Annotated in this window: 20 protein-coding genes; 8 read left to right on the forward strand and 12 right to left on the reverse strand. The window is 54.6% G+C overall.

Features of this window, described 5'->3' with window-relative positions:
* Positions 1–41 precede the first annotated feature (41 nt).
* Positions 42–896: a tagatose bisphosphate family class II aldolase gene (locus KGP21_RS25745; RefSeq protein ID WP_021180778.1), complete on the reverse strand. Its 855-nt coding sequence runs from the start codon at positions 894–896 to the stop codon at positions 42–44.
* Positions 897–1,297: 401 nt separating this feature from the next.
* Between KGP21_RS25745 and KGP21_RS25750 the strand changes: the two genes are divergently transcribed.
* The 8 genes from KGP21_RS25750 (at position 1,298) to fis (ending at position 8,364) form a co-directional block, all read left to right on the forward strand.
* The gene (locus tag KGP21_RS25750) at positions 1,298–2,128 is read left to right on the forward strand and encodes a DeoR/GlpR family DNA-binding transcription regulator (RefSeq protein ID WP_223536471.1); all 831 of its coding nucleotides are present in this window, start codon (positions 1,298–1,300) and stop codon (positions 2,126–2,128) included.
* A gap of 10 nt (positions 2,129–2,138) precedes the next feature.
* Complete coding sequence (locus tag KGP21_RS25755) at positions 2,139–3,098, forward strand: sugar kinase (protein WP_071681558.1); 960 nt, start codon at positions 2,139–2,141, stop codon at positions 3,096–3,098.
* Positions 3,099–3,229: 131 nt separating this feature from the next.
* The gene (locus KGP21_RS25760; RefSeq protein ID WP_223536474.1) at positions 3,230–3,472 is read left to right on the forward strand and encodes a YhdT family protein; all 243 of its coding nucleotides are present in this window, start codon (positions 3,230–3,232) and stop codon (positions 3,470–3,472) included.
* Positions 3,462–4,907, forward strand: coding sequence for a sodium/pantothenate symporter (gene panF, locus KGP21_RS25765; protein WP_094981536.1), 1,446 nt, complete (start codon positions 3,462–3,464; stop codon positions 4,905–4,907). Before KGP21_RS25760 ends, panF begins: the two co-directional genes overlap by 11 nt.
* Positions 4,908–4,917: 10 nt before the next feature.
* A complete protein-coding gene (prmA, locus tag KGP21_RS25770) occupies positions 4,918–5,799 on the forward strand; it encodes a 50S ribosomal protein L11 methyltransferase (protein WP_115159935.1) in 882 nt (293 codons plus the stop codon).
* A gap of 192 nt (positions 5,800–5,991) precedes the next feature.
* On the forward strand, positions 5,992–6,726 hold the full coding sequence (locus KGP21_RS25775; RefSeq protein ID WP_059199011.1) for a carbonic anhydrase: 735 nt from the start codon (positions 5,992–5,994) through the stop codon (positions 6,724–6,726).
* A 355-nt stretch (positions 6,727–7,081) separates the two neighbouring features.
* Positions 7,082–8,086 carry a tRNA dihydrouridine synthase DusB gene (gene dusB, locus KGP21_RS25780; protein WP_059199012.1) on the forward strand — a complete coding sequence of 335 codons (1,005 nt, stop codon included), beginning with the start codon at positions 7,082–7,084 and terminating at the stop codon, positions 8,084–8,086.
* Positions 8,068–8,364, forward strand: coding sequence for a DNA-binding transcriptional regulator Fis (fis, locus tag KGP21_RS25785; protein ID WP_000462905.1), 297 nt, complete (start codon positions 8,068–8,070; stop codon positions 8,362–8,364). The genes dusB and fis overlap by 19 nt, the downstream gene beginning before the upstream one ends.
* Before the next feature lie 175 nt (positions 8,365–8,539).
* On the opposite strand, the gene KGP21_RS25790 is transcribed toward fis, so the two are convergent.
* From KGP21_RS25790 to KGP21_RS25840, 11 genes are all read right to left on the reverse strand, one after another.
* Positions 8,540–9,163 (reverse strand): tail assembly protein, encoded by a 624-nt coding sequence (locus KGP21_RS25790; RefSeq protein WP_223536477.1) that lies wholly within the window; start codon positions 9,161–9,163, stop codon positions 8,540–8,542.
* A 12-nt stretch (positions 9,164–9,175) separates the two neighbouring features.
* Positions 9,176–9,793, reverse strand: coding sequence for a tail assembly protein (locus tag KGP21_RS25795; RefSeq protein ID WP_371824831.1), 618 nt, complete (start codon positions 9,791–9,793; stop codon positions 9,176–9,178).
* A 13-nt stretch (positions 9,794–9,806) separates the two neighbouring features.
* The gene (locus KGP21_RS25800; RefSeq protein WP_223536479.1) at positions 9,807–11,468 is read right to left on the reverse strand and encodes a terminase large subunit; all 1,662 of its coding nucleotides are present in this window, start codon (positions 11,466–11,468) and stop codon (positions 9,807–9,809) included.
* The gene (locus KGP21_RS25805) at positions 11,452–11,808 is read right to left on the reverse strand and encodes a phage terminase small subunit P27 family (RefSeq protein WP_223536482.1); all 357 of its coding nucleotides are present in this window, start codon (positions 11,806–11,808) and stop codon (positions 11,452–11,454) included. Before KGP21_RS25805 ends, KGP21_RS25800 begins: the two co-directional genes overlap by 17 nt.
* Positions 11,809–11,937: 129 nt before the next feature.
* Positions 11,938–12,090, reverse strand: a complete 153-nt coding sequence (locus KGP21_RS25810; protein ID WP_223536484.1) for a hypothetical protein — start codon at positions 12,088–12,090, stop codon at positions 11,938–11,940.
* Entirely contained in the window at positions 12,087–12,530 is a 444-nt protein-coding gene (locus KGP21_RS25815) for an HNH endonuclease signature motif containing protein (RefSeq protein ID WP_223536486.1), read from the reverse strand. Before KGP21_RS25815 ends, KGP21_RS25810 begins: the two co-directional genes overlap by 4 nt.
* Entirely contained in the window at positions 12,530–12,823 is a 294-nt protein-coding gene (locus KGP21_RS25820; protein ID WP_223536489.1) for a head-tail connector protein, read from the reverse strand. Before KGP21_RS25820 ends, KGP21_RS25815 begins: the two co-directional genes overlap by 1 nt.
* Positions 12,820–13,155: a phage head closure protein gene (locus KGP21_RS25825; RefSeq protein WP_223536491.1), complete on the reverse strand. Its 336-nt coding sequence runs from the start codon at positions 13,153–13,155 to the stop codon at positions 12,820–12,822. The genes KGP21_RS25820 and KGP21_RS25825 overlap by 4 nt, the downstream gene beginning before the upstream one ends.
* On the reverse strand, positions 13,152–14,369 hold the full coding sequence (locus KGP21_RS25830; protein WP_223536492.1) for a phage portal protein: 1,218 nt from the start codon (positions 14,367–14,369) through the stop codon (positions 13,152–13,154). Before KGP21_RS25830 ends, KGP21_RS25825 begins: the two co-directional genes overlap by 4 nt.
* A gap of 1 nt (position 14,370) precedes the next feature.
* A complete protein-coding gene (locus tag KGP21_RS25835) occupies positions 14,371–14,922 on the reverse strand; it encodes an HK97 family phage prohead protease (protein WP_223536494.1) in 552 nt (183 codons plus the stop codon).
* 49 nt (positions 14,923–14,971) lie between these two features.
* A complete protein-coding gene (locus KGP21_RS25840; protein WP_223536496.1) occupies positions 14,972–16,144 on the reverse strand; it encodes a phage major capsid protein in 1,173 nt (390 codons plus the stop codon).
* Positions 16,145–16,168: the final 24 nt, after the last annotated feature.

Below are 16,168 nucleotides of genomic sequence, written 5' to 3' on the forward strand. Positions count from 1 at the left end.
GCTTGGTTTTTCTTACTGTTTTGTAGGGAACTTATTAATATTTACAGCTGACCTTCACAACCACATACGCCAATCACTTTTTCCACCACCCGTTGCATGGCGCTTTTCGCTGGCTGCATATAATGGCGCGGGTCATTGGCATCAGGATGCTGGTGGAAATACGCTTTCAGGGCATCCGAGAAAGCGATTTTCAGCTCGGTCGCCACGTTGACCTTGCAGATGCCTAAACTGATACAGCGGCGGATATCGCTATCGCTCAGGCCGGAAGCCCCGTGCAACACCAGCGGCACTTCAACGCGATCGCGTATCTGTTCCAGGCGGGCAAAATCCAGCTTGGGTTCGGACTGGTACAGGCCATGCGCGGTACCGATAGCCACCGCCAGCGAATCGATCCCGGTACGGGCAACAAACTCCACCGCCGCCTCTGGAGAGGTATAGATAGCGTCTTTCCCTTCCACGATCAGGTCATCTTCCTGCCCTCCCAGGCGGCCTAACTCTGCCTCAACGCTAGCGTCGTAGCGGTGGCTGTACTCTACGATTTGTTTGACCAGTGCCACGTTTTCTTCAAAAGGAAAGTGAGAGCCGTCGATCATTACGGAACGGATCCCGGCGTTGATCTTATGGAAGATATCGGCGGGTTCTTCGTGATGATCCAAATGCAGCGCCAGCGGGATCTGATACTCGTGCGCCAGCGCCTTGACGATCATGATGATGTTTTCCAGCCCGCCGTAGCGGTAAGTGCCGGTCGTTCCCGCCAGGATCACCGGCGAACGATACTGTGCAGCGGTTTCGACCACCACCTGCAAGGTTTCCAGGTTGTGGATGTTGAATGCCGGCACCGCGTACCCTTGCTGCTGCGCTTTCTGCAGCATGTTTTTGCTTGAAATGATGTACATCGATTCTCCTCGATCCCGCACCTGATACCGCAGTCGGTAATTACAAAATGAAAATTTAGTTAGATAAACTTTTCAAGTGAAACCGAATATAGAGATAAAATGCGCAAAAAAGCGTGACAGGGATCGAAGATTATCAAATAACTTTCAAAACGTAACTTAACAAGATGGTAATTATGAAACATAAGGCATGTTCCGGTATTTGCGCGCTTAAGATCGCCATGCCACGAGTATACCCCACCCAAAAATAGCATCTAACAATATGAATAATAGTAAAAATATATGCTTGTTCGTTCACCCATCGCAGACTTTCAAAATAACGAAAGCCTGCGTGGGTATTACTTTCAATTAGAAAGTATGAAGGATATAGTAGCCCCTATTACCGTTTAACGATGGGGGCAAATGTGCCCAGAAAGTCATCTAACCTGCTGAAACGCAGATTGAAAATTGCTGAAATCGTCGGCCTGCAGGGGGAGATCAAGGTCGAAGATCTTTCTGCCCAGTTGGGGGTTTCCGGCGTGACGATCCGTGGCGATCTCAGCTACCTTGAACAACAAGGCTACCTCAAGCGATCCTTTGGCGGAGCCATTGCAACCCCAACACAGCCGTTGGCGGCGCCGATCAACCCAGGGCTCGCCCTGGCCCCGCTCACGCTGGCTAACCAGTTGGAAATCGCCCGCCACTGCGCCAGGATGATTGCCGATCGCGATACGCTGTTTCTCGGCCACGGCGACATCTGCCGCAAAATCATCCCGTTCCTGAGCGGCCTGAAAAAGCTGCGGCTGATCGTCAATGACCTACAGCATGCGATCCTGGCCGATCAGTTTTTGGACGGTGAAATTATCGTCGCAGGTGGGGAGTTGATCCGCTCACATACCGCGCTCAGCGGTAAAGCGCTGGATAATGTGATCCAACAGTTCACCATCAACCACTGCATTCTCGAGGCCAGCATTACGGACAGCTCCGGCATCCTGAATATCGATCAGCCGCTGTTGGCGTCCCACTACCAGCGCTGCCTGGACAAGGCGCAGAATAAAACCGCCATCATTACCCATTTGCCCATTCAGGCCAGTGCGATCGGGACTATCGGCCACCTCAGCCAGGTGGATAATCTGGTGACCAACCGTGGCGTGAATGAACATTATCAGCAGCAATTATTCGAATCCGACTTCAGCATCCGCTACACCAATAACGAATGTTTTACCTGGGCCAACCGGGAAACGATCGGGGAATAAAGGGGCACTTATGTCAGTTAGCATCTGCACGATGGGTGAGTTACTGGTTGAATTCCTTTCAAAAAATTATAATCAGGGATTCACTCAGCCAGGCGAGTTTCTTGGGCCGTTCCCCAGCGGGGCACCGGCTATCTATGCCGCTCAGGTGGCGCGGCTTGGCTTTGGCTCCACGCTGTTTGGCTGCGTGGGCAACGACGATTTTGGCCGCCTGAATATCGAGCGCCTGCGTCTGGAAGGCGTGATCACCGACGGCATCAGCGTGATCGACAAGGCCCCGACCGGCACGGCGTTTGTCAGCTATCGCAACCCACTGGAACGCGATTTTATCTTCAATATCCCCAACAGCGCCTGCGGCTTCTTTACCGCCGACCATATCGATCTGGGCTTGCTGAACCAGTGCCAGCATTTCCACATTATGGGTTCTTCGCTGTTCTCATTCCGCATCATCGATGCCATGCGCCGGGCGATCCAGATCGTCAAGGCTAATAAGGGGACGGTGTCGTTCGATCCCAATATTCGCAAAGAGATGCTCAATATCCCGGAGATGAGCCAGGCCTTCGATTACATCCTCGAATATACCGATATCTTCCTGCCGAGCGAGGGAGAAGTGCACCACTTTGCCAGCAGCAAAAACCAGCAGGAAGCGGATATCGTGCAGGAACTGTTGGCCAGCGGCGTGAGCCATATCGTGATCAAGCGGGGCCAGAAAGGGGCCAGCCATTACCAGCAGCAAAACGGCCAGACGCAGGAGCTACACACTCCAGGCTATAGCAGCAAGATGGTCGATCCGACCGGAGCGGGAGACTGCTTTGGCGCTACCTTTGTCAGCCTGTTCCTGTCCGGCTTCAGCGCAGAAAAAGCGTTGCAGTATGCCAATGCCAGCGGTGCCCTGGCGGTTTCCCATAAGGGGCCGATGGAAGGGTTATCCAGCCTGGCGCAAATCGAGCACTTTATTGCACAACAGGCGTAAATCCCATCAACCGGCCAGCCTTTGGCCGGTTTTTTATCCCGATTGCCCACATAACGGCTTGGCAAAACCGTCCCTTGTCGTAAAATCCCCTCCTTTGCCAATCCATAACCGTAAACCCCTTGGAGGCACGGATGGAACAACGCTTTATTCAAGCTAACCGCGAAGCACGCTGGGCACTGGGCCTGACGCTGCTTTACCTGCTGGCCTGGTCGCTGGCGGCCTACCTGCCGGACAACAATGCCGGGATCACCGGGCTGCCACACTGGTTCGAAATGGCCTGCCTGCTGGTGCCGCTGCTGTTTATAGGCCTGTGCTGGCTGATGGTACGCGGCATCTTCCGCGATATCCCCCTGGAGGATAGCGATGCAAACTGAGGTCATTCTGCCGCTGGTTGCCTATCTGTTGCTGGTGTTTGGCCTTTCGGTGTATGCCTATACCCGTCGCCAAAGCGGTAACTTCCTGAGTGAATATTTCCTCGGTAACCGTTCGATGGGTGGCTTTGTGCTGGCCATGACGCTGACCGCCACCTATATCAGCGCCAGTTCGTTTATTGGTGGACCGGGTGCCGCCTATAAATATGGCCTTGGCTGGGTGCTGCTGGCGATGATCCAGCTTCCCGCCGTCTGGCTTTCACTTGGCGTGCTGGGAAAAAAGTTTGCCATTCTGGCGCGGCGCTACAATGCCATCACCCTTAACGATATGCTGTTCGCCCGCTATAAGAGCCGTTTGCTGGTGTGGCTAGCCAGTCTAAGCCTGTTGGTCGCCTTCCTTGGGGCGATGACGGTCCAGTTTATCGGCGGCGCACGTCTGCTCGAGACTGCGGCGGGCATTCCTTACGACACCGGCCTACTGATATTTGGTATCAGCATTGCACTGTACACCGCGTTTGGCGGCTTTCGTGCCAGCGTACTGAACGATGCCATGCAGGGGCTGGTGATGCTGATAGGTACGATATTACTGCTGGTTGCGGTGATCCACGCGGCGGGCGGCTTGCACAGCGCGGTTGATAAGCTGCAACAAATCGATCCGGCGTTGGTCTCACCGCAAGGCGGCGATCAGATCCTCAGCCTGCCGTTTATGGCTTCGTTCTGGATCCTGGTGTGCTTTGGCGTAATTGGCCTGCCGCACACCGCCGTGCGCTGTATCTCGTATAAGGACAGCAAAGCCGTGCACCGTGGCATTATCCTCGGCACCATCGTGGTGGCAATTCTGATGTTTGGTATGCACCTTGCTGGCGCCCTGGGCCGTGCGGTACTGCCAGATCTGAAGATCCCCGATCAGGTGATCCCAACGTTGATGATCACCGTGCTGCCGCCGTACGCCGCAGGGATCTTCCTGGCCGCACCGATGGCAGCGATCATGTCGACCATTAATGCGCAACTGCTGCAATCCTCTGCCACGATCATCAAAGACCTCTATCTGGGCGTACGTCCTCTGCAGATGAACAATGAGAAGATGATCAAACGCTTCTCCAGCCTGACTACGCTGATCCTCGGATTGCTGGTGCTGCTGGCCGCATGGCGTCCGCCAGAAATGATCATCTGGCTGAACCTGCTGGCATTCGGCGGCCTGGAGGCCGTATTCCTGTGGCCGTTGGTGTTGGGCCTGTACTGGGAACGTGCCAACGCGCAAGGTGCCCTTAGCTCAATGGTCACCGGTGCGTTATGCTATACGCTATTAGCCAGCTTCGGCCTGCAACTGGCCGGATTGCATCCTATTGTGCCTTCGCTGTTACTCAGCCTGTTGGCGTTTTATCTCGGTAACGTCTACGGCGAAAAACGCCAGTTGGCGTCGTCCTTATCTTCTTGAGAGAATTGTTATGCCTTGGATCCAACTAAAACTGAACACCACCGGCAGCCAGGCAGAAGACCTGAGCGATGCGTTGGTTGAAAGCGGCGCGGTGTCGGTCACCTTTCAGGACACCCACGATAATCCGGTATTTGAACCGCTGCCGGGTGAAACCCTGCTGTGGGGCGATACCGATGTGATCGGCCTGTATGATGCCGAAACCGATATGGCCGAAGTGGTCGCCATACTGGAACAACACCCGTTGCTGGGCAACGGTTTCCGCCACAAAATCGAACAGTTGGAAGATAAAGACTGGGAACGCGAGTGGATGGATAACTTCCACCCAATGCGTTTTGGCGAGCGCCTGTGGATTTGCCCAAGCTGGCGTGACGTGCCCGATCCAGACGCGGTGAACGTCATGTTAGACCCAGGCCTGGCGTTTGGTACCGGCACACACCCGACCACCGCGCTTTGCCTGCAATGGCTGGATGGATTGGATCTGGCTGGTAAAACCGTCATCGACTTCGGCTGTGGCTCCGGCATCCTGGCGATTGCCGCATTAAAACTTGGTGCCGCCCGCGCCATTGGCATCGACATCGATCCCCAGGCCATTCAGGCCAGCCGCGACAACGCACAGCGTAACGGCGTTTCAGAGCGTCTGGAGCTGTATCTGCCAAAAGACCAACCGGCCGATCTGTTGGCCGATGTGGTGGTGGCGAACATTCTCGCTGGCCCGCTGCGTGAACTGGCACCGTTAATCAGCGACCTGCCAAAATCCGGCGGCTATCTGGGCCTGTCAGGCGTACTGGCGACTCAAGCCGCCAGCGTAGCCGAAGCCTATCAGGATAAATTCACTCTCGACCCGGTGGCCGAGCGCGAAGAGTGGTGCCGCATCACCGGCCAACGCAACTAGTTACATTTTCCCCGTCTGCCAAAAACCATCGGAAATTTAATCAGTTCCGGTGGTTTTGTTCTTTTCCTAAGAATCCGCCAGTTTATCCCGACACTTGCTGGGCGTATTCTCCTGCTCGGAGTGAAGGTAGCCCGCAGCATATGAGCCGCCCACCCAGGATAATTGGTATTTTCATTGGACAAGGATTAGGAAATGAAAGGAAAAATGTTGCTTGCCGCCCTGTTGGCCGCCAGCTTCTCTATCGGTGCCGCAGAGCATGCTCATTGGGGCTATGAAGGCCAGGAAGACCCGGCGCATTGGGGCAAGCTTTCACCCGATTTTTCACTGTGTGAAACCGGTAAAAACCAGTCCCCGGTCAACATCCAGGGCGCGCTGAAAACCCAGCACGGCAAACTTGAGCTGGCTTTCCAGCCGGGCAAACAGCAAATCGTCAACAACGGGCACACCATTCAAGTCAACGTCAGCGAAGGTAACACCCTACGGCTGGATAACGACACCTTCACGCTGCAGCAGTTCCATTTCCACGCCCCTAGCGAAAACGAGATCGACGGCAAGCAGTTCCCACTGGAAGCGCACTTTGTCTACAAGGACAAAGACGGTGCCCTGGCGGTGCTGGCCCTGATGTTCCAGCAAGGTAAAGCCAATCCGCAACTGGCGCAGGCCTGGCAACAAATGCCTACCGCCGTCGATCAGACCGCCGTGCTGAACAAGCCGTTGGATATCAAAGCGCTGCTGCCGAAACAGTTTAACTTCTACCGCTTCAGCGGTTCACTGACGACGCCCCCCTGCTCCGAAGGGGTCAGTTGGTTGGTGCTAGATCAGCCTGTAAGCGCTTCTGCCGAACAGATTAGTCAATTCCACTCGGTAGTGCACCATAACAACAATCGTCCGGTACAGCCGCTCAACGGCCGCGTCATCGTCGATTGATTCTTGCCTGCGACAACTACCGCTGCCCTCACTGGGGTGGCGGTAATTTCCAGCATCATTCTTGCCGATTTGTCAAAGTATTAAGCTGACAATGTTACAAATAACCTGATGTTACGATCTGTTATTACCGGCGCGTAAAGATAAAATCCTGTCGTTAGTGGAATATTTTAGCGCACAAAAATCAAGCAAAATCACACAACCAATTGTTAAATAAACATAATATTTTTACCAATGGAGGATAAGCGCACTTTTATTGCCCAATAACTGTCGATTGGTTAAAGTTTGGCCTTTCATCTGAATGAAAAAATGCGTAATATACGCGCCCTTGCGGACACAGTATGGTCAGTCTTTGTCTATGCGCATTGGACACCACCAGTTAACAAATTGCCTGATTGCGGCCCCGATGGCCGGCATCACAGATCGCCCATTCAGAACCTTATGTCATGCAATGGGTGCTGGGATGGCTGTATCCGAAATGCTCTCCTCCAACCCGGAGGTGTGGCGCACGGATAAGTCACGTCTACGTATGGTACATAGCGATGAACCAGGGATCCGTTCCGTGCAAATAGCCGGATGTGATCCTGATGATATGGCCGCCGCGGCGCGCATTAATGTGGCCAGCGGTGCACAGATCATCGACATCAATATGGGGTGCCCAGCCAAGAAAGTGAACCGGAAGCTTGCAGGGTCTGCGTTACTGCAGTACCCGGATCTGGTTAGACAGATCCTCCTCGCGGTGGTTAACGCGGTGGATGTGCCGGTAACACTTAAGATCCGAACCGGCTGGGAACCAGAGAACCGTAACTGTGTAGAAATTGCCCAACTGGCCGAAGATTGTGGTATACAGGCCCTGACGATTCATGGCCGAACCCGTGCCTGCCTGTTCAACGGCAACGCGGAGTACGACAGCATTCGGGCAGTTAAGCAGAATGTTTCCATTCCGATTATCGCGAATGGCGACATTACTGACCCGCATAAAGCCAGAGCAGTGCTCGACTACACTGGGGCTGATGCCCTGATGATAGGCCGTGCTGCTCAGGGGAGACCCTGGATCTTCCGGGAAATCCAGCATTATCTGGACACTGGGGAGCTGCTGCCACCGATGCCACTTGGCGAAGTGAAGCGCTTGTTAATAGGGCATATTCGGGAATTGCACGGCTTTTACGGCCAAGGCAAGGGATTCCGGATTGCTCGAAAGCACGTCTCTTGGTACTTACAGGAGCATGCCCCTAATGACCAGTTTCGGCGCACATTCAACGCCATAGAGGATGCCAGCGAACAGCTGGAGGCGTTGGAGGCATATTTCGAAAATCTTAGCGTAAAAAAAGAGCTGACAGAACTATGTTCGAACAACGCGTAAATTCTGACGTACTGACCGTTTCAACCGTGAACTCACAGGACCAAGTGACTCAAAAGCCTCTGCGTGACTCGGTTAAGCAAGCACTGAAGAACTATTTTGCTCAACTGAACGGTCAAGACGTTAACGATCTGTATGAGCTGGTACTGGCTGAAGTTGAACAGCCACTGTTGGACATGGTGATGCAGTACACCCGTGGCAACCAGACCCGCGCTGCCCTGATGATGGGGATCAACCGCGGTACACTGCGTAAGAAATTGAAAAAATACGGCATGAACTGATACTAGTCAGTTAACGTATTGAAAAAAGGCGCTTTTACCTCATTCGGTAAGCGCCTTTTTCTTTAAAATGACTACACCATAGACTACACCGTAGCTTGAACGATGTTACCCTTTGGCGAACTCAGGCAAACAAAAAGGCCGCCTAAGCGACCTCTGCATAAACCTTCAATAATGATTACATCTGGTCTTCGGCGTAAATCCCTGCTGATATGATGGCACCACCGATCTGGCGCTTGCCGTAGAGAATCGGCACAGGGTTGCCCTGGGCGATGGTGTTTACCGGCCCGCCGAATGCATAAGAGGGCTTATTCTCTGGACTTTCACGTCGAGCCAAGCCGCCCTGCATGGGGGAAAGCATTTGCACGACACCACCAATCATCATTGCAGCGCCCATCTGCAACGCAGCAGAACCCCAAGCACCGCCGCCAAATGCCTGACCCCACGGGGACATGCCAATAGCACCAACGACGACTAATACCGCGCCAAGGATGGTCTGGAACATCCCCGCCTTTTTACTGCCAATGATGACCGGCACAATCCTGATTTCTCCTGATCCGCTAAAATCCAACTCTTCACGGCCAATGTTCCGTTTACCGTTAAAAACAGCAAAGGTCAGCCCTTTGGCCTTACTGGTACGCATGAATGTTTCGAACCCAGGTAAGACCGTACACAGCGCCTTGATGGCCTCCCCTGGTGTCTGGACGCACAATTCAATAATGCCCTTCTGGTTATCCTTCACGAACTGGCGCAACGGGCCGAATACACGGACAGTTCTCGTTTGGTTTTCACTGTTTTTCATGGTGTCACCTGCCTATTGCTGATCTTCGGTATAGATACCGGCTGAAATTACTGCACCGCCTATCTCACGGCACCCATACCCCACGGCTACAGGGTTCCCCTGCGCGATAGTGTTTACTGGCCCGCCAAAGGCATAGCTTGGCTTATTGTCGGGACTTTCGCGCATTCGCAGCCCTCCCGCTTGTGGGGATAGCATTTGGACAAGCCCACCCAGCGCCATTGATGCGCCAACCATTCCTAACGTTCCTGCACTGAGTCCAGCAGCCGCTAATACACCTGCGGGCGTAAAAAGAGCAGCGGAGATCAGCGCTACACCAAGTATGGTCTGGAACAGTCCGGCGCGTTTGCTGCCGATAATCACCGGCACCAGGTGAATATCCTCACTGCCTTTCGTCATTTCCAGCTCGGCTTCGGCAATGTTGCGCTTTCGCTCGTTACCAACGAACACCGCAAAGGTTAAGCCGCGCTTGTGCGCTTCGGCCATGTACCGTTCAAACCCATCAAGCAGACTTTTAGCCGCTGATATCATCTTGGGAACATTGTGGGCCTTGTACTTGAAATCACGCCCAAACCGCTCAATCAAGGGGCCGTGAAAAATCATTTTACGCATAGGTACATCGATAAAAGCCATCGTGTTACTCCTGTTAGATACCGTTGAACGCCGCTAGGCGCTGTTGTTGTTCTTCGCTCACGTCGAAGGCGAACTCTTCATGCTGTAGCTGGTAAGTGCCAAAACTCATCAGGAAGGCGATCGCCGGGTCTATCTTGTTGGCAGCCTTCTTCTTGTTCGGCTTGATATTGGCGTTGGCGTCGGTTTCCATCACCACGTTAGCCATCGCCCAGGCCAGCACCGGATCGCCGTTGTGCTCGATCACCTTGCGGTTAACGAATACCTCCGCCGATTTCGCCACAGGGCTGAACTTCATATAGGTTTGAGGGAAAGGCTCCACATCAAGGCCGGCCCCCTGTAACTGGGTGCGGATTTGCGTGGCGTTCCAGGTGTCGAAACCCACCAGCTCGATACTGAACCGCTCGGCGTCGGCCAGCACATCATCACGGATGCGGTCATAATCGATACAGTCCCCCGGCGTGGTGCGTAACCAGCCTTGTTTCACCCACTGGCGGTACAAGGTGCGGTTTTTATTGGCGGGATTCTGTAGTTGGGCGTCGGGGATGTAGTGGCGCGTCAGCAGTCGCACAGACCGCTCTAACGGGAACGTATAGCAAACACTGGTAATGTCACTGGTGGAGGACAGATCCAGACCGGCGTAACACTGTAATCCTTCCAGATCGGCTTCGGTATACTCAACGGCGCAAGCTTTCCAGGCTCCCTCACCCATCCACGGCGTTTCACCCTGGCACCAGATGTTAAAGCGCTTAGTCAGCATCTCCACCCATTGAGAGGGAATACCTCGGGCCTTTTGGATGGTATCGGCCAGCGCGGCCACATCGACGGACACCGACAGGTTAGGATTGGCCTTCACCCACTGCGCCGGGTCGTCTACTTCGTTCTCGTCGTCCAGCTCGTAAATCAGCGCAAACAGCGATTCATTCTCTTCTTCCTCGGCCAATATCTGGCAACAGTAATCATAATGTTGCTTGCAGGCCGATACGATGTTGCTGCCAGCGGTGGTGATGGCAAACAAAAGGCCTTCGGGACGTGCGCCCATGCCCAGCTCAAGGGCAGAGTAAACACCGTTATCCGGGTGAAGGTGATACTCATCGACCACCGCCAGGCTAGGGTTAGTCCCTTCAATGGTTGAGGCTCTGGCCGCCAGTGGCTTTAGCAGGCTATTGGATTTGGCGTAGATCAGCTTGTGCTGTTGGATTGCTACCCGCTTGCGCAGCGGTTTGGATAGCAGGCACATCTGCCGGGCATCATCAAACACGATACGAGCCTGATCCCGGCTCACAGCGGCGGTGTAAATGTCCTGCTGCCCGTGCTCCATCACCAGGAACCAGTTAGCCAGCATGGCGGCTACCGTGGATTTGGCATTCTTGCGCGGCACTTGGATGTAGGCGCTGCGGTATTTGCGGCGGCCGGTGGCCACCACCTTGAACCCCAGCAGGTTGGCAAAGGCGAATTGCTGCCACGGCTCCAGCGCTATCGGTTGACCACGTAGCGGCCCTTTGACGTGGGGACAGAGGCGAGAAAAAGCGATAAAGCGCTCTACCGTGGCCGTATCGAACAGGTAAAGGGGGTTATTCAGGTCGGCAAAGTAGCGATTTACCGCCTGTTTCAGCCGTTCACAGGCCGGGATTTCACCGCTTTTTATCGCTTCTGCGTACTCATGCCAGGCGGTCAAGTTCGTCGTCCTCGTCAGTTTCCACCGGGTTACGGCGGCGGGATACCGGATCAAAGCCCATTAGCGAGGACATTTTGATCATGATTTTCTCTGCGTCCGATTTGGCTTTCAGTGCAGGGTTGGTGGTGGTGGCACCGCGTGAACCCTCGACCGAAAAACCACGCGCCGCAAGGTCTGCCACGGCTCGGCGGTACATCGAGTAGTTGAGGCAGTACAATTCCAGGTTGCGCCAATCGGCATCAATCAAATCGCCGCGATCCATCAATTGCTTGGCTCTCGTTTTCCACTCGGCTGTAGCAATCTCATCTAAATAAGCGGGTGGTTTGGGTGGTCGTGCCATAACTTTCTGTTTCCCATGCCTTACTGCTGTGAAAAAAAGTGCCTCGTGTGAAAATTTGAGGAGGCGGGTGGTTCCTGCGGGAGGACTTTTTGTCTTTAAAATCCCCCCCTCCCCGGCCTGAGCGGCCCGCTATCGGTTCCTGAATGCCTCGGCTAGCTCACGGTCACGCTCTGACAGGCGCTTGTCTGTAGCCTGCTCTGGCGTCTTGCCGTGGAGCTTGGTGAACCCATCACGGCTACGCTGTAAACCTTTAACTAACTGATTAATCTCTTGCTCGGTCATTGTTCGTTACCTTCATACAACCAATCCCAACGACGAGCGGCGGCTTCTTCCTGCTCACGGAACATACCGGCTTTACGCTGCTGCTTGGTGAGTGGGTCTTGGGTGGTGGTCTTACGGCTGTGATGGCTGACGCATAACCCTTGATGATTGCTGGCAGGCCAGAACAGCACATCGCTTTCACCCTCAATCGGGATGATGTGATCGACTACCTTGGCCGGTGTATAGCGCCCTTCCTTCTCGCACATCACACAGAGCGGGTGAGCCTTGAGATAGGCAAGACGATACTGGCCCCAACGGTTGGAATAGCCACGCTCGGTACGGGTGCCACGGCTGGCAGTCAATGCGGCGTTAGCCTGGCGCTTGTGCTCAGGGCAGCGGCCAGCCTTTACGCGATTACGGCAACCGGGATAGGTACAACGTTTGAGTGGATGAGATGGCATCAGTACACTCCTGGCTCACGGTAGTAGTTCCACAATGACGTAGTGGTAAAGGGCAGCTCGGCGGTCTTCTCTGCGGCTATCTCGCGGTTCTCGTACCAGTGACTTATCAACAACAGGCAACCCACCTTGATAGCCGGATTCAGCTCCAGCTCATCACCGAAACGCCTACCGATATGTTTCTGGCAGACCTCTAGCGCGGCAGCGATATAGCCCTGTAGCAAGGTGTCTTCCTCGTTGCCATCGATACGGCAATGCAGCTTGACCTCTTCCAGATCGATTGATGCTTCACTCATGGCGTAACGCCTCCCTTGCATAGCAGCTCTAACCGGCTGGCTTTCGGATCAGGAATAGCGGAGGCAATGCTGTAGGCCAGTTGCCTGTGTCCTTTCGGTTGCCACAAGATGCGGCTGGCACTTCCTACATCAGCCCGATAGCGCAGCCACACACGGAGGGTGATTTCTGACATTTCCGCACCCGAGGCCAGCAGCTCACGACCGCTGATCGCTTTCACCTCGGCCCACACGGTAGCCACATCAAACCAAACCTCTTTCTCACTACCCGATGGCAGCTCAATCGTGGTGAAGTTTTGAATGGTTATCCGATGGCGCATCTGACCCGCTTTCATTCGTCACCCGCCTTATTGTCTTTACTGACCTTAAACTCCTGTTTCCATGCCTGGCTAAACTCTTCCCCGCCTTCGCGTGGTGGCATCCCCTCACGCTCGCGGGCTTCGTTCGGGCACATCACGCCAGACTTGATCGCCGTCTCGTAACTGAGGAAGCGATCCTGTGGATTGGCGCGTAACAGGTCGGCGGTGTCGAACTCCACCTGGTAGCGAGAACCGGCAGACGGAGAACTCAACAGCAAGGCGGCTTTAAGCTGTTGCTCAAAGTTGGTCAACCAGGGGCGCATCGTCATGGTGAGGAAAGCGCGACTGGCTTCGCTAAAGTTGCTGTAGGTACTGTTGGAATACTCTTGCAGGAAGATCGGGCTGATATTGAAAATCCGGGCAATATCTTCAATGGTGAAGCGGCGAGAAGCTAACCACTCAGCATCCTGATTACTCATGCCTAATTGCTCATACTCCATGCCACCTTCAAGGATCGGAGTCTTACCGGCGTTCCTGGCCCCTTTGTAGCGTTCCAGGGCATCCATAGCCTTCTTACCGTTAACGCTGTCCAACCAATCTTTAGCCTTAACGATCCCTGCGGCCATCATGCCATCACGCATAATGCTGGTGCCGTGGCGCTGTTGTGCCATGCCTAGCCCCAGGGTTTCCCGGCAAATGCTGACCGGTGAGCGGGACAAGAAACCATCATCGGTTGAATAACGCAGATGCAAGATTTCTTCCTGCAGGTAGGTACGCACTCGACCGCTGAAGGGTTCGGTAATGGTGTAGGCGTAGCGGTGTTCGTCCAGGCGCTTCGGTACAACGGCCCTCGGTGGGTACGGGTGTAATGATTTAGGCTGGCCGTCCTTGCCCCACTTGATCACCGCATAGGCGTTACCGTTCAGTAGGCAATGGCGCATCAGGGTGCGCTTGAACTGGTAAGGCGTCTGGCAGTCATTCGGGCATTCATTGAGCAACACATCGACTGGGTGCTCTGCCAACCAGGCGCGGGCCTCTACGCCATTGGTGCGTGTTACCCGGTACAAATAGCAGGGCATGGAGGCCACAGCCTCACTGATCACCGCCACGGCGTTGAGTACCGCTGGCAGGGTTTCAGCATTACCCGATGAGACATGCTCACCCGATCCGGTGTTGGGGATACCGGCCATAGCCAGAAACTCATCAATGGTCATGCTGCGGTCTTCGGTCTTGCGTTTCCACGGCCACATATCACAACCCCGCCAGATAAGCCCAATGGGAGCGCAGATCCACCAGCTCCGGGTGTTGGGTCAACAGTGAACGCTTGGCGATCTGAATGTCGGTTTCACGGTAGGCCGGTAAGCTGGTCACGGTGATTTCGCGTAACTCGGCGGCCAGCACGGTACGGACATACGGCTGTTGGGTGCTGTCCCACTGATCTTTCAAGGCTCGGAACCCGAAAGACATGCCGGAAATGTCGCCACGCTCAACCAAGGTCAGCACATCGCGGCCCAGTTGGGTATCGGGTGGGGTCAGCTCAAAGCGCAAGCCGGTGGCGTCTTCACTCAGTACCAGAGTGCCGGAGGTATTACGGCCCAACAGCGCCGTATAGTCATGCTCAAACAGGGCACGAACATCCGCACCCGCCGCCAGGCTGTCTTTGAAGGCGTTGGGGGCGAACTGTTCTACAAACTCATCCCACAGCACCTGTGATCGGCTGTTCCACTTCACGGCATAGCCCACCAGCTTTTTATCGGCGGCGGAAAGCGTGGCGGTGCGGATTTCAAAATCGGTTTCTTTCATCGGTGAATTCCCTCAGACAGAAAAGGGGCCGTAGCCCCTCCGCTGATACTTACTTTTTGATTTCCAATACCTTGATGGCGTTGGAGTCCATCAGCCCACCGCCCAGATACTTATCGGTATGCACCTTGTAGAAGCCAGGCTCGGTGATGTTGTCCGGGCGGGTCCGGGTGCCGGTATCGTGATCCACGATGAAATAGCCGCGCTTGAAGTCGCCCACAGCGATTACTGGCTGGCCTGCTGCGGCGTCGGGCATGTTCTCCAGGTAGTGAACCGGGTGGCCCAGCAACATATCCGGATCACCGGCTTGCAGACGATCACGCCAGATGTAATCCCCGTTGCCGTTCTTCAGCTTTTGCAGCATGGCGGCGGTGTTGGAGTTCATCGCCCATACGGCATTTTTGCGGTAGCGGCGGCGCAGCTTGAAGACCAGATCGATCAGCTCATCAGCGGTGGGGGTGGTGCCAGCGGAAACCATTTTCTCCAGGGTGCCGAACGGGCGAGCACGGTCACCAGTCGCGGCGCGGGGATAGGCCAGGAAGCCTTTGGATTTTTTCGCCCCGTCACCGTTCACCAGGTCGGTTTCTTCAGTTTCGGCAAAGGTGTCGCTGATCTCTTCGGTCAGCCAGCCCAGAATATCCACGTCGCTAAAGTCGAGGATTTCCTGAGTGGTTTTTGGGTAAGCATAGATAGGGTTCAGCTTGATACTGACCTCTTCCAGCTTAGGCGTCGCGGTTTCGTTACGGGCTTCACCTTCGGTGCCACGTCCTACCGCCGCGCCGCCTACGGACACGAGTTTTTTGTATTCGTTGGATTTGGTGGTCTTCACCGTACAAATCTGGCGCATCACGCTTTCATCCGCCAACATGCGCATGATCTCGGTATCCAGCTCAGGGATAACGGAATAGCCGCCGCTCTCATTGACGGTGGTCGATAACATGCGAGTTTCGCCAGTCAGGATGTAGTGACGCAACTCTTCATTGGTGATGGTCTTACCTTCTTTAGCTGGCTTGGCCTTGCCACCTTGGGCGCGTTCTTCATCGGCCAGGGCTTCATAGCGGCCAATATCAACCATTAGGGTGTCGGTCTGGGTGCGGAGTTCGTCGAACTGGGTCGCCTCTTCGGTGGTAAGGCTGCGTTTCTCATCTTCGGCCTTGGTCAGCAGGGATCGCATTTGGGTGGCGAGTTCGGCTTTCTTCTGGCGGAGTTCAATCAATTTTTTCATAGCGGTTTCCGTATAGTGTGAATA

This window comes from Serratia sp. JSRIV004 (assembly GCF_019968705.1).
GTDB lineage: Bacteria > Pseudomonadota > Gammaproteobacteria > Enterobacterales > Enterobacteriaceae > Chania > Chania fonticola_B.

Excerpts from the sequence above, each read along its gene's own strand:
- KGP21_RS25745 (WP_021180778.1), bottom strand. The coding sequence starts at position 896 with ATGTACATCATTTCAAGCAAAAACATGCTGCAGAAAGCGCAGCAGCAA.
- KGP21_RS25755 (WP_071681558.1), top strand. The coding sequence starts at position 2,139 with ATGTCAGTTAGCATCTGCACGATGGGTGAGTTACTGGTTGAATTCCTT.
- KGP21_RS25760 (WP_223536474.1), top strand. The coding sequence starts at position 3,230 with ATGGAACAACGCTTTATTCAAGCTAACCGCGAAGCACGCTGGGCACTG.
- panF (WP_094981536.1), top strand. The coding sequence starts at position 3,462 with ATGCAAACTGAGGTCATTCTGCCGCTGGTTGCCTATCTGTTGCTGGTG.
- prmA (WP_115159935.1), top strand. The coding sequence starts at position 4,918 with ATGCCTTGGATCCAACTAAAACTGAACACCACCGGCAGCCAGGCAGAA.
- KGP21_RS25775 (WP_059199011.1), top strand. The coding sequence starts at position 5,992 with ATGAAAGGAAAAATGTTGCTTGCCGCCCTGTTGGCCGCCAGCTTCTCT.
- dusB (WP_059199012.1), top strand. The coding sequence starts at position 7,082 with ATGCGCATTGGACACCACCAGTTAACAAATTGCCTGATTGCGGCCCCG.
- fis (WP_000462905.1), top strand. The coding sequence starts at position 8,068 with ATGTTCGAACAACGCGTAAATTCTGACGTACTGACCGTTTCAACCGTG.
- KGP21_RS25790 (WP_223536477.1), bottom strand. The coding sequence starts at position 9,163 with ATGAAAAACAGTGAAAACCAAACGAGAACTGTCCGTGTATTCGGCCCG.
- KGP21_RS25795 (WP_371824831.1), bottom strand. The coding sequence starts at position 9,793 with ATGGCTTTTATCGATGTACCTATGCGTAAAATGATTTTTCACGGCCCC.
- KGP21_RS25805 (WP_223536482.1), bottom strand. The coding sequence starts at position 11,808 with ATGGCACGACCACCCAAACCACCCGCTTATTTAGATGAGATTGCTACA.
- KGP21_RS25810 (WP_223536484.1), bottom strand. The coding sequence starts at position 12,090 with ATGACCGAGCAAGAGATTAATCAGTTAGTTAAAGGTTTACAGCGTAGC.
- KGP21_RS25815 (WP_223536486.1), bottom strand. The coding sequence starts at position 12,530 with ATGCCATCTCATCCACTCAAACGTTGTACCTATCCCGGTTGCCGTAAT.
- KGP21_RS25820 (WP_223536489.1), bottom strand. The coding sequence starts at position 12,823 with ATGAGTGAAGCATCAATCGATCTGGAAGAGGTCAAGCTGCATTGCCGT.
- KGP21_RS25825 (WP_223536491.1), bottom strand. The coding sequence starts at position 13,155 with ATGAAAGCGGGTCAGATGCGCCATCGGATAACCATTCAAAACTTCACC.
- KGP21_RS25830 (WP_223536492.1), bottom strand. The coding sequence starts at position 14,369 with ATGTGGCCGTGGAAACGCAAGACCGAAGACCGCAGCATGACCATTGAT.
- KGP21_RS25835 (WP_223536494.1), bottom strand. The coding sequence starts at position 14,922 with ATGAAAGAAACCGATTTTGAAATCCGCACCGCCACGCTTTCCGCCGCC.
- KGP21_RS25840 (WP_223536496.1), bottom strand. The coding sequence starts at position 16,144 with ATGAAAAAATTGATTGAACTCCGCCAGAAGAAAGCCGAACTCGCCACC.